The sequence below is a fragment of the uncultured Negativicoccus sp. genome, assembly GCF_902480485.1.
GTDB lineage: Bacteria > Bacillota > Negativicutes > Veillonellales > Negativicoccaceae > Negativicoccus > Negativicoccus succinicivorans.
The window spans coordinates 1-10,759 of record NZ_CABSTC010000046.1 but is presented as its reverse complement, the minus strand read 5'-3'; the positions used below and the strand labels follow the sequence as shown (position 1 = coordinate 10,759).

The 10,759-nt window shown below is 48.0% G+C and carries 11 protein-coding genes; all 11 read left to right on the top strand.

The annotated features are described in order from the left end of the window. Positions 1-12 precede the first annotated feature (12 nt). Positions 13-174 (top strand): hypothetical protein, encoded by a 162-nt coding sequence (locus tag RDN69_RS04840; RefSeq protein ID WP_288218305.1) that lies wholly within the window; start codon positions 13-15, stop codon positions 172-174. Further along, positions 171-2,078, top strand: coding sequence for a VWA domain-containing protein (locus RDN69_RS04835; RefSeq protein WP_024048998.1), 1,908 nt, complete (start codon positions 171-173; stop codon positions 2,076-2,078). Before RDN69_RS04840 ends, RDN69_RS04835 begins: the two co-directional genes overlap by 4 nt. A gap of 393 nt (positions 2,079-2,471) precedes the next feature. After that, a complete protein-coding gene (locus RDN69_RS04830; protein ID WP_024048997.1) occupies positions 2,472-3,089 on the top strand; it encodes a MotA/TolQ/ExbB proton channel family protein in 618 nt (205 codons plus the stop codon). Further along, on the top strand, positions 3,079-3,510 hold the full coding sequence (locus RDN69_RS04825; RefSeq protein WP_024048996.1) for a biopolymer transporter ExbD: 432 nt from the start codon (positions 3,079-3,081) through the stop codon (positions 3,508-3,510). The genes RDN69_RS04830 and RDN69_RS04825 overlap by 11 nt, the downstream gene beginning before the upstream one ends. Beyond that, entirely contained in the window at positions 3,473-4,306 is an 834-nt protein-coding gene (locus tag RDN69_RS04820) for an energy transducer TonB (protein ID WP_273261306.1), read from the top strand. The genes RDN69_RS04825 and RDN69_RS04820 overlap by 38 nt, the downstream gene beginning before the upstream one ends. A 215-nt stretch (positions 4,307-4,521) precedes the next feature. Then, positions 4,522-5,379, top strand: a complete 858-nt coding sequence (locus RDN69_RS04815; protein ID WP_273260072.1) for a sirohydrochlorin cobaltochelatase — start codon at positions 4,522-4,524, stop codon at positions 5,377-5,379. A 16-nt stretch (positions 5,380-5,395) separates the two neighbouring features. Further along, positions 5,396-6,103, top strand: coding sequence for a precorrin-2 C(20)-methyltransferase (cobI, locus tag RDN69_RS04810; RefSeq protein WP_036467439.1), 708 nt, complete (start codon positions 5,396-5,398; stop codon positions 6,101-6,103). Next, positions 6,103-7,491: a cobyrinate a,c-diamide synthase gene (locus tag RDN69_RS04805; RefSeq protein ID WP_024048992.1), complete on the top strand. Its 1,389-nt coding sequence runs from the start codon at positions 6,103-6,105 to the stop codon at positions 7,489-7,491. The genes cobI and RDN69_RS04805 overlap by 1 nt, the downstream gene beginning before the upstream one ends. Further along, a complete protein-coding gene (gene cobO / locus RDN69_RS04800; RefSeq protein WP_024048991.1) occupies positions 7,484-8,023 on the top strand; it encodes a cob(I)yrinic acid a,c-diamide adenosyltransferase in 540 nt (179 codons plus the stop codon). Before RDN69_RS04805 ends, cobO begins: the two co-directional genes overlap by 8 nt. A 132-nt stretch (positions 8,024-8,155) precedes the next feature. After that, positions 8,156-9,391 (top strand): aspartate kinase, encoded by a 1,236-nt coding sequence (locus tag RDN69_RS04795; RefSeq protein WP_288218304.1) that lies wholly within the window; start codon positions 8,156-8,158, stop codon positions 9,389-9,391. After that, entirely contained in the window at positions 9,388-10,644 is a 1,257-nt protein-coding gene (lysA, locus tag RDN69_RS04790) for a diaminopimelate decarboxylase (RefSeq protein ID WP_024048989.1), read from the top strand. The genes RDN69_RS04795 and lysA overlap by 4 nt, the downstream gene beginning before the upstream one ends. Positions 10,645-10,759: the final 115 nt, after the last annotated feature.

Genomic DNA, 10,759 nt, shown 5'->3' with positions numbered 1-10,759 from the left:
CTCAAAACCGCCATGACGATCGCCGCTTTTGACGGCCGCAGCGAAGTGACGTTGGCAGATTTGAAGGCAGCGGCGGAACTTGTTTTGCCGCACCGTATGCGCCGTAAACCGTTTGAAGAAACCGGCATCGACTTTACCGTGATTGATCAGGTTTTGAACGGCCAAGCGTCATGAGCTATCCGTATATCTATCCGTTTGTTGCCGTGGTCGGCCAGGATGATGTAAAAGAAGCCATTCTCCTGGCTTTAGTCAATCCGAAGATCGGAGGCCTGCTGATTTCCGGAAGCAAGGCGACAGCGAAAAGCACACTACTGCGCTCCGCGATGGCATTAACGGAGCAGACTTTGGTGGAATTACCGCTTTCCGCAACGGAAGACCGCGTCTTCGGTCATATTGACTTGGAAAAAACGTTAGCCGATGGTAAGCGTATATTTTTACCCGGCTTACTTGCCAAAGCGGATCAACAAATTTTATACATCGATGAAATCAATCTTCTGCGGCGAGACCTTTTAGCGGCGATTTTGCAGGTTCATGAGACGCATGAAAACAAAATCGAACGCGAAGGACTTTCCTATTCTCATCCTACCGACTTCATGCTGGTCGGTACGATGAATCCCCAAGAGGGAACGTTGAGCGATGCGCTTTTGGATCGGTTCGGGATGTTTGTCAATGCGCAGGCGGAAACCGACCCTGCCAAACGACAGGAGATTGTTCGTCGCGTTTTAGCGTACGAAAAAGATCGCATCGCCTTTGTACAACGCTATGCAGAAGAAACCGAAAAGTTGCGCAAAAAAGTAATAACGGCACAAGCCATCATTCCGCAAATGGAGGTGCCGGCGCCCATGCTGCAGTTGGCGGCTGTATATAGTGAAAATGCGTGGCTTGCCGGTCATCGCGGGGACATTATTTTACTGGAAGCGACGAAAGCGGTAGCGGCTCTTGCCGGCCGCAATTTCTTGATACCCGATGACATGGAACGAGCGGCGTATTTTGTGTTACCGCATCGTATGCATCAACCCGAACATGCATCGCAGGAACAGCCGGAGCAACAACCGCCGCAACCGCCGGATCAGTCTGATGATGATTCTGCGGAGATGCCACCGCAAAATGATGCACGAGAATTGCCGCCTCCTCCGTCCAATTTGCCGGAAGATAACGACTTTGATACCAATGATGATGACTCCCATGAAGCCGATACGCCGCCAAATCCACAAATGCCGCTGCCGCCGGAAACTTGGGAAGATATCAATAAAGCGTTTTCGGCGTTACAGCTGCAAGTCACGATGAATGTGGATCGTTTTAAGCGTAAAGGTTCGGGAAAACGGCAACGAACGAAGACAGATTTAAAACAGGGGCGCTACATTCGTGCCGTGCCGATGGCTCACGAAGTTACCGACCTTGCGCTGGATGCAACCATTCGTGCTGCTGCGCCGTACCAAAAGCAACGGGAAAAGCATGGCTTGGCCATTGCCCTCGAAAAGGATGACTTACGTCAGAAAGTGCGCGAAAAACGCACCGGAACCGTGTTTTTGTTTTGTGTGGATGCGTCGGGGTCTATGGGAGCAAAGCATCGTATGGGCGCGGTAAAAGGGGCCATTTACGGCCTTTTGCAAGAAGCCTATCAAAAGCGTGATCGCATCGGTCTGATAACATTTCGGCGCAATACGGCGGAACTTCTATTGCCCGTGACGCGCAGTATTGATTTGGCACAAAAAGCTCTGAAGGAATTACCTACGGGCGGTAAAACACCGTTGGCGGCTGCGCTTGAAATGTCGCTTGCCGTGCTTGCACAATTGAAATTTCAAGATCCGGAAGTACGACCGGTATTTCTCTTGGTGACTGACGGCCGTGCAACTTCTTCGCTCTCGGGCGGTAACCCGGTGGACGAGGCGATCGAACTGGGAGAAAAGTTACGTCGTACCGGAGCGGCCATGGTGGTGATTGATACCGAAACAGATTTCATCAGCATGGGGATCGCTAAGAAATTGTCCTCTTCCATGGGGGCGACCTATTATCACGTCAAAGATTTATCGGATGAAAAAGTATTACGCATTGTCCAAGATCACTACCAACATTAAAGATGTGAAAAAGCAACACAGTTATTTCGATGTTGCTTTTTCACATTTTTATTTACAAATGACTCAAGGGACTGTAAAAAGTTTGTGGTGGCAGGGAATACAATCTACCGATTCTGAACTTGTGGAACTTTTAGATGTATTGAGCTGAATAGCCGGGAGCTGTGTTGGCGACGGGCATCTTATTCATACGAACCGGAGTTTTAAAGATGGAGGAGAGTCCATTCAATACTTGCACGAAATCCTCAATAGGTCAGGTTCATTGCCAGAAAATGATGGGAATGCATTTACATCAATCGTTAACTGTGGTATTTTGATATTGTGATTTATTATAAACTTCATGGTTTTATGCTTTGAGAATTCTCATCATAAAATGAGAACAGGGAGGAGAACAGTATGAGTGAAGCACTTCATTTATTCAATGCAGGCGGCTTGGTAATGTATCCGTTGCTACTGTGTTCGATTTTAGTCATTGCAATCGGGATTGAGCGATTTCGTTATTACCAAAAAGCAGAATCAGACATCTCGAAATTAGTCGAAGAAATTCCGGTCCTGCTGCATCAAAACGATCTTAGCGGTTTGAAGCAGATCTTGGATGAGGATGGCGGATTCCCGGCGATGGCGATTCGTGACGCAGTAGGGCATCTTCATACCGGCGCCAGCCAAACTGCCGTTGTCGAAGGCAGCGCCGCCCATGGCGCATCTTTATTGCGCAACTATTTAAATTATTTGGATGTCATCGTTACAATGTCTCCGCTATTGGGATTATTGGGCACAGTGACCGGGATGATTAATTCGTTCAGCATTTTATCCGTTTCTGAAGGGCAGCCTTTTGCTATCACTGCCGGTGTCGGGGAAGCACTGGTAGCAACGGCAACCGGTTTGTTGGTGGCCATCTTGGCTCTGGTTGTGCATACGTATTTGGCGCACCGTTTGGATAATCTTGTTTCCGATATGGAGCGTTTAGCATCTGTTTACCTGGCCCATGTGGACGGTGAGGCAAATGAAGCTTAGAGAAATGCGGGTAAGCAAGCAACCGAAGCTGATGATTATCCCGATGATTGATATCATCTTTTTTTTGCTTGTGTTTTTTATGATGAGTATGCTTACCATGGTGGTTCAAAAATCAGTGGATTTGTCCTTGCCCAAGACACAATCCGCTAAAGTGAGTATGGAAACTACCGTGCCGATCAGTATAAAAAAAGACGGTACGATTTACTTTGAACAGGAACCAATACATGCAGAGGACTTGCGGCGACGCATTGAAGTAGAAAAAGCCAGAAATCCACAACTGGCGATTTTGGTGCGCGCGGATGCGGAATCGCAATACAATAATTTTATGTATGTTTTGGATCAGGTAAAGCTGTCAGGCATTTCGCGCATCGGTATCGCTACCGATGGGGCGAAATCGGCGCCGGCTGCGCCGCAACCTTGAGGTTGTTATGTATTATGGTGAAAATGAGGGCTGGGGCAAGCCTATAACAGGATCTCTTCTGGCGCATGCTATTGTTTTTGCTTTATTCGGAGTTGCGATTCACTTTGCACCAACACCGGAGCACGTATCTCTCGATCCCGTGGTAGTCGAGATTTATGACCCGGGTGGCGGTGGTGGCGGCGGTTCCGATATTGCCGCACAGAACGCGTCGATATTTCCGGATGATTCAGATGCATATAGTGATTGGGAAAGCACAGAAGAAAGTATTGATGAAAACGTAGAAGCGCCAATTCATGATGCCTACGCATCCACGCCGGAGCAATCTCCGGCAAAGCCGGTGCGAAAGCATCGTGTTCGACGTTCACGATCCGGTTCCGGCACAGGTCAGGGAACCGGCCACGGATCGGGCATAGGTAGCGGTACGGGTAGTGGTATCGGCTCCGGGAGAGGATCCGGCATCGGGTCGGGCACCGGATCGGGTACAGGATCCGGCGTGGGCTCGAATACTGCGCCGCCTACAAGCCCATCCATACTTTCCGCTCCCGATCCGAAGTATCCGGAATCCGCCCGTCGAGCCAATATTGAAGGCACCGTAGGTGTAGAATTGGTAATTGGAGCGCAAGGGTCCGTAACGAGCGCATGGGTAGCCGAATCATCAGGAAATGCAGCGTTGGATCAGGCAGCAGTGGATGCAGTATATCGATGGCGCTTTGCGCCCGGGACGCTTAACGGATCCCCGGTCGAAACACGATCGCGTGTGCGTGTAAACTTTGATTTGAGACAATATTCACGCTAAGAAACTGTAATTCGCATCGCTTGTACGACAATGGTATTATATGGGTTGGTAATATCAACATTTCATGGCGTCAAAACCATCCTGCCTGCTTAATGCCGGACGCCAGTACGGTATGAATTATGATGCACTTTGAGCTAGCAGAGCTGCCGATTCGGAAAGTGTTAACGAAGCAACACAATGGAAATAAAGGACAGAGCAGAATATTTGGGAGGGACATGATGAATGATAAAGCGATTGTGCTGACGAGTTTTGGTACGACGCTAACAGACGAACGTAAACGCACACTGAAACATATGCAGAACTTGACTCAAAAAGCATATCCGGATTGGGACGTATACATCGCCTTTACCAGTCGGATTGTCATCGACCGAATCTCGAAGCAAGAAGGGGAAAAGTTTTATAGCGAACGGGCCATGTTTTACCATTTGGCGTCGGAAGGATATCGTGAGGTAGCGTATCAGCCGTTGCACATTATTCCGGGGGCAGAGTACTCAAAAGTGATGCAACTTGTGCACAAATGGAAAGCAGACCTTGTTTTTCGGCGTTTGGTGATCGGTCGACCCTTATTGTATTTTATCGGGCAAGGGGACGAACGGCCGGATGACTATCAATTGCTTTTAGACACGCTGAAGGATGCGATCCCCTCTGCACCGCAGGAAGGACTCTTGCTATTAGCTCACGGGACTAATCATCCTGCGCAGGCGGTTTATTCGGCGTTACAACTTAAAGCGAATCAGTTGGGCTATGATAATGTCTGGATAGGAACACTGGAGGGATTTCCCGAATGGCGTGAAGCGGCAAAGCAAATGCGTTTTGCGGGAATTCGTAAAATTCATGTTAAACCCCTCTTTTTCCATGCGGGTGAACACGTAAGTGTGGATATATTCAGCAAGGAAGAAGAAAGCGTTGCTCAAAAGTTGTCAGAATACGGTTTTATTGTCGAAGAGGACTGGCAGTCTTTGGGACAAATTGAAGATATACTCAAGCTATATATGCAGCACTTGGATGATGCAATCAGTGAACGGTATCGAGGTCGCTCACATGGGCGACCGGCGATTCCTTCTATTATTTAAAATTTGTGGGGGTAGTATGCAAACAGGAACATTATATGGAATTGGTGTAGGACCCGGTGATTCAGAGTTTCTAACAGTTAAAGCGGTACGGACACTGGAGCATGTCGACGTGATTATCGTTCCAAAAACGGAGAAGAAAACCGATTCGGTTGCCTATCAAATTGCCAAGCCTTTTATCAAAGAATCAACGGAAGTTATCCCTATCGTTTTCCCGATGGTTCTGGACATGACAGTTCAGGAAAGAGCCTGGGATGAAAACCGTAAAATTATTTCCGGATTGTTGGCGGAGGGCAAGGATATCGCGTTTTTAACGCTCGGTGATCCTATGTTGTACAGTACATATATGTACATTTTTAGAGCACTAAAGAAAACGGAATATCCCATCGAAACTATTCCGGGCATCCCTGCTTTTTTGGCGATTGCTTCTCGTATCGGACGGACAGTCGGCGATCAGGAAGACGTTATTACCATTTTACCCGGTACTGCGGATGCAGAAAAATTGGAACGTGTCATTGCGGTCAGCGACAGCTTGGTTATTATGAAAGTTTATAAAACTTGGCCAATAATTAAAAAGCTGATGGAAAAATACAATTTGATCGATGATGCGATTATGATTTCGCGTGCGGGTCTGCCGGATGAGGTCGTATATCGTGATTTGCGTGCCTTGCCGGAAGATACGAAGTTAAATTATTTATCGACAATCTTAGCGAAACGGAGTCACTAATGACAACCTTCCACCGACCACGAGTGGTGATTGCCGGAACGAACAGCGGTGTAGGAAAAACGACGATTGTAACCGGTTTGCTCGCAGCATTGACCTGGGCGGGACATGCTGTTCAGCCATTTAAAGTAGGGCCGGATTACATTGACCCCGGCTTTCATGCGCTGGCGTCTGGGCGGGATTCATATAATCTTGATACCTGGTTGGTACCGGAGGAAAAACTGGCGGAAAATTTTGCGCGGTTAAGTGAGGGCGCAGAACTTTCGATCATTGAAGGAGTCATGGGCCTATACGATGGAGGCTCTGCCGGTATTAGCAGTACAGCCGCTATCGCCAAACGTCTGCAGGCGCCGGTCATACTGGTTATTAATGTGCAGTCGATGGGGCAAAGCGCCGGTGCAATTGCGCTCGGGTATAAGAATTATGATCCGGACGTTCATTTGGCGGGAGTGATCGTTAATCGAGTCGGCTCACCGAAACATGCCGAAATGGTTCGGGAAAGCATTGAACAGCTGGGGATTCCGGTCTTAGGTATTATTCATCGTAATGCTTCGCTCCAAACGCCGGAACGGCACTTGGGGTTGACACCGGTGACGGAAACCGACCCGACTTCTGTGATTCAGCAGATGGCGAAGGTCATGCAGGAATCCATTGATTTGGATCGTTTGCGTGCCGCGGCCGAACAAGCACCGGATCTTAGTATAGAATCGCGACAAGAGCTTGACGAACCGATAAAGGTAAGAATTGCCGTAGCGCATGACGCGGCATTTTCCTTTTATTATCCGACCAGCTTGCAATATTTGGAGCGGTTGGGAGCCGAATTAGTTTATTTCAGCCCGTTAACTGACAAAGAATTGCCACCTGATATCGACGGAATCATTTTGGGCGGCGGTTTCCCGGAAATGTTTTTGGATGCATTGAGCCAAAACCGGGAGATGCTTGTAAAAATGAAGCAAGCGGCTGAGGCTGGTATGCCGATCTACGCGGAATGCGGGGGCTTGATGTACCTTTGCGAAAGCGTGACGGATTTTGCCGGCACCCGATACCCGTTGACGGGTATCGTACCTGCAACGACGCAAATGGAAAAGAAGCTGCAACGCGTCGGCTATGTGACGGCGACCGCGCAACAGGACAGCATTATCGCGACAAAAGGAGCGACTCTGCGAGGGCATGAATTTCACTTCTCAACGTTACTTCCGGAGAACGACGAAATATATCCATGGGCATACGAATTGATCGGTAGTCGCAATGTCACACAGCATAAGGAAGGGTATGTTTCACAAAATGTATTGGCATCGTACCTGCACTTGGCGTGGGATGGCTCTCCGCAAGCGGCGCGACGCTTCTTGACTGTTTGTCATGACTATCGGCAGGGGAGATCAAATGGATAAAGGCTTAGTATTGGTAAATACCGGCAACGGTAAAGGCAAAACTACCGCCGCATTGGGACTTGCTTTGCGAGCAGTGGGAAACGGCCAAAAGGTGCTGATATTACAATTTATCAAAGGCGCTTGGAAATACGGCGAACTCAGTGCGTTGGAGCGATTGTCGCCGGATGTGGAAATTCATCCTTTAGGAAACGGGTTCGTACGTCACAATAAAAAAGACGGCGGTCAGAAAGAGTTTCAACAGCATCAGGAAAAAGCACGTGCTGCGTGGGAGACGGTCAAAAACGAAGTGATGTCGGATCAATGGGACCTGATTATTTTGGATGAAGTTAATTACGCGGTGGATTTCGGTCTGTTGCAGGTGGAAGATGTTGTCGATTTAATAAAAAAACGTCCGGAACGATTGAACATTGTTTTGACGGGACGCAATGCGCGTCCGGAAGTCATTGCTGTCGCTGATACGGTAACTGAAATGAAACCGATCAAGCATGCATTTGAGAAAGGTATTCGCGCCCGTCGCGGCATTGAATTTTAAAAAAATAATGGTTACGTAGATCCATATAAAAAAGAGCGGCTATAGCCGCTCTTTTTTATATGGTAAGTTCTTTACACAAGCGGGTGTTACCATGTTAAATAAGTATTTTTTAAATATTTGAGGAGGCAAGGTATGACGTTACAGGTCAAAAAGTTTGGCGGTTCTTCCGTAGCGACGCCAGAAAAAATCCGTCACATTGCAGAGCGCATTTTGGCGGCGAAACAACCGACAGACAGAATCGTCGTTGTCGTCTCGGCAGTGGGGGATTCGACAGACGATTTAATGGCCTTGGCGAAGCAATGTACGCATAAAGCATATGGCCGCGAGCTGGATATGCTGCTTACCACCGGTGAACAGGTTTCCATCGCTTTGCTTGCGATGACATTTATAGAGCTGGGACAGCCTGCGATTTCTTTTACGGGACAGCAGGCCGGCATTCAAACCAGTCGGTCTTACGGCAAAGGACGCATCTTGGACATCAATCCGGAGCGTGTTTTCACGGCTCTTAACGAAGGTAATATCGTGATTGTTGCCGGCTTCCAGGGCCTTGCTGACAATGGTGATATGGTGACATTAGGACGGGGCGGCAGTGATACTACGGCAGTTGCTTTAGCCGGCGCACTGCAAGCGGATGTTTGCGAAATTTTTACGGATGTGGATGGCGTTTATACGGCAGATCCGCGTGTGGTTCCACAAGCATTCAAGATGCAGGAAATCACGTATGGTGAGATGCTTGAGATGGCACGACTTGGCGCCGGTGTTATGCAGCCGCGGGCGGTAGAAATGGGAAGCCGTTATCGTGTGCCGATTCATGTACGTTCAACATTTACGGAGACAGATGGAACGATGATTCAGGAGGAGTACAAGATGGAAGGAAAGCAAGCCGCTATTCGTGGCGTCGCACATGATACCAATGTAGCTAAAGTGACAGTTATGGGCGTGGCCAATCGGCCGGGCGTGGCGCATATGATTTTCAGCTACCTGGCCAAAGCAAATATTGATGTGGACATGATTGTACAGAGTATTCGCGAATCGGATGACTCCAAAACGGACATTGTTTTTACGATTGCAGAAAGTGATTTTCCGCAGGCACAGGAAGTTCTCGAAGCGTTTAAGCACGATCATGGTATTAAGGACATTCTGTATGCTACGGATGTCGCGAAAGTGTCGGTTGTCGGCGCGGGTATGCTTGGTACGCCCGGGGTTGCAGCGGATATGTTCGGCGCATTTGCAGACGGGAATATCAATATTCAAATTATCAGCACTTCGGAAATCAGCATTTCCTGCCTGATAGACGAGCGGGATGCCGAAAAGGCAGTTGCCTTGATTCATGCTCGATTCTTGGAAAGCACCGACGCATCGCAATGATGAAAAAATCGATTCCGCTCAGTGAAGCGGCGTTGCATGAACTTGTACAAGAGTACGGTACACCTTTTCATCTCTATGATGAAAAAGGTATACGGGAAAATGTGCGTCAACTGCAAGCGGCTTTTTCCTGGCATCCTCGCTTTCGGGAATATTACGCGGTCAAAGCAAATCCTAATCCGTACTTGATGGAAATATTGCGTGAAGAAGGTTGCGGCGCCGATTGCAGTTCACTTCCTGAACTGGTGCTTGCGCATGCGGTGGGCTTTCGGGACGACGAAATTATTTTTTCTTCCAACAATACCGCGCCGGCAGAGTACGAACGAGCGTATCAGGATAATACCATCATTAATGTCGATGATATTTCTCACTTGCCGGATTTGAAAGAACGAGACTGGTTACCGGAAAAAATTTGTTTTCGATATAATCCCGGAGCAATCGGTTACGGAAATGATATTATCGGTCATCCGGAAGAAGCCAAGTACGGTATGACCAAAGAGCAGATTTTTGCTGCTGTGCGATGGGCAAAAAAACAAAATATTCAATGGATCGGTCTGCATACGATGATTGTGTCCAATACTCTCGACATTGAGGAGTTGGCGCAGACCGCGAAAATGATGTTTACTCTTGCGGCGGAAATTTGTCATGAGGAAGGAATCCGAATTGACTTTATCGACTTAGGCGGTGGTATCGGTATCGCCTATCGGCCGGATGAAATACCTCTTGACTATCAGGATTATGGTAATCGTGTCCGGAAACTGTATGGAGAAATATTAGCACCTTGCGGCTTGCAAGATGTTGCATTAGCTTTGGAATGCGGTCGTGCTATTACCGGACCGTACGGTTGGCTTGTCACCAGCGCCATCCACTATAAACATACATATCGAAATTATATCGGAGTAGATACCTCGATGGCGGATCTGATGCGTCCGGGAATGTACGGTGCATACCATCATCTCACCGTTCTCGGTAAGGATGACGTGCCGTGCGATCATATCTATGATGTAGTCGGATCGTTATGCGAGAATAACGATAAGTTCGCGGTTCAGCGGCCACTTCCGGAAATCGTGATGGGAGATATTCTTATCCTTCATGATACCGGCGCACACGGGTATGCGATGGGATTCAATTACAACGGCAAGTTACGCGCTCGTGAATTGTTGCTGAAATCAAATGGGCAAGTGCAACAAATTCGCCGACCGGAAACATTACGCGATTATTTCGCTACACTGGACTACCCCGATTTACCACGCTAAAAACACCAATTGCGATTGGTGTTTTTTCATAAAGAGCCGATTTATTGACTTTGCTACATAAATACGTTACTCTTAAAATATAGAATATTGAAAAATTTATATATAGTAAGGCACG

Coding starts and splice junctions, on each gene's coding strand:
- RDN69_RS04840 (WP_288218305.1), top strand. CDS start 13: ATGACGATCGCCGCTTTTGACGGCCGCAGCGAAGTGACGTTGGCAGAT.
- RDN69_RS04830 (WP_024048997.1), top strand. CDS start 2,472: ATGAGTGAAGCACTTCATTTATTCAATGCAGGCGGCTTGGTAATGTAT.
- cobI (WP_036467439.1), top strand. CDS start 5,396: ATGCAAACAGGAACATTATATGGAATTGGTGTAGGACCCGGTGATTCA.
- RDN69_RS04805 (WP_024048992.1), top strand. CDS start 6,103: ATGACAACCTTCCACCGACCACGAGTGGTGATTGCCGGAACGAACAGC.
- RDN69_RS04815 (WP_273260072.1), top strand. CDS start 4,522: ATGATGAATGATAAAGCGATTGTGCTGACGAGTTTTGGTACGACGCTA.
- RDN69_RS04795 (WP_288218304.1), top strand. CDS start 8,156: ATGACGTTACAGGTCAAAAAGTTTGGCGGTTCTTCCGTAGCGACGCCA.
- cobO (WP_024048991.1), top strand. CDS start 7,484: ATGGATAAAGGCTTAGTATTGGTAAATACCGGCAACGGTAAAGGCAAA.
- lysA (WP_024048989.1), top strand. CDS start 9,388: ATGATGAAAAAATCGATTCCGCTCAGTGAAGCGGCGTTGCATGAACTT.
- RDN69_RS04820 (WP_273261306.1), top strand. CDS start 3,473: ATGGGGCGAAATCGGCGCCGGCTGCGCCGCAACCTTGAGGTTGTTATG.
- RDN69_RS04835 (WP_024048998.1), top strand. CDS start 171: ATGAGCTATCCGTATATCTATCCGTTTGTTGCCGTGGTCGGCCAGGAT.
- RDN69_RS04825 (WP_024048996.1), top strand. CDS start 3,079: ATGAAGCTTAGAGAAATGCGGGTAAGCAAGCAACCGAAGCTGATGATT.